The sequence below is a fragment of the Nocardia araoensis NBRC 100135 genome (genome assembly GCF_000308435.1).
Classification (GTDB): Bacteria; Actinomycetota; Actinomycetes; order Mycobacteriales; family Mycobacteriaceae; genus Nocardia; species Nocardia araoensis.
In genome coordinates, this window is sequence record NZ_BAFR01000256.1 from 1 (window position 1) to 811 (window position 811).

Below are 811 nucleotides of genomic sequence, written 5' to 3' on the forward strand. Positions count from 1 at the left end.
GGTCAGGGTGTGCCTGGTCAGGTTGGTGTGCCTGGGCAGCCGGGTGGTGTGGTGGCTCCGCGGGTGGAGTCGGCGCCGGGGCGTGGTGGGGGTGCGGGTCGGGAGGAGGAGCGGGAGCCGGAGCCGTTGGTGGATCCGGAGGTGGTGGCGGGTGTGGCGCCGATGGCGGGGATGATGGCGATGGGGATGTTGCCGTTGATCGCTTCGGCGTTGGCGGGGTTGGGTGGTGGGGGTGGTAACGGTGGGGGTTCGGCGCCGGTGGCTTCGGGTGGGGCCGATGGTTCGGGGGCGGCGGGTATGTCGCCGGAGGCGGCGCGGGCGATGGATGTGTTGAAGCAGTTGGAGGGGGTGTACGGGGAGGGGGAGCCGGCCGATCCGCAGGCGCGGGAGTTGCCGCAGCAGTCGGGGGGTTCGTCGGGGAGTGGTGCGACGACGCGGGCGATTCGGGCCAAGCAGTTGTTCCAGCGCAACGCGGCGAAGGCGTTCAACAATGTGGACAACCAGTTGGTGTCGTATGTCCAGGGGTTGAAGGGGTCGAACAAGGTCGACAGGAAAGCGATCATCAAGCTGGTGCGTGAGGTGAACGTGGCGTTGGCGGAGTTGGGGCCGCAGGCGTACACCAAAGCCGGGCAGCAGAAGGTGCATCAGATCCTGACCGCGGCGTTGCTGAAAGCGCAGTCGATCGTCTCCGGCGGGAACGTCACCTCCAGCGACACCGCTGCCGCGATCAACCGGTTGACCAAGCAGTATCTGTACAACATCGCGGGCAAGAACTACACACCACCCACCGGCACCAACGGCACGGGCGGCA

1 protein-coding gene is annotated in these 811 nt (G+C 67.4%); it reads left to right on the plus strand.

The window, feature by feature from the left end; translation table 11 throughout:
• Positions 1 to 51 precede the first annotated feature (51 nt).
• A partial coding sequence (locus tag ON21_RS30235; RefSeq protein ID WP_157171024.1) for a DUF4226 domain-containing protein occupies positions 52 to 811 on the plus strand: 760 nt, incomplete at its 3' end.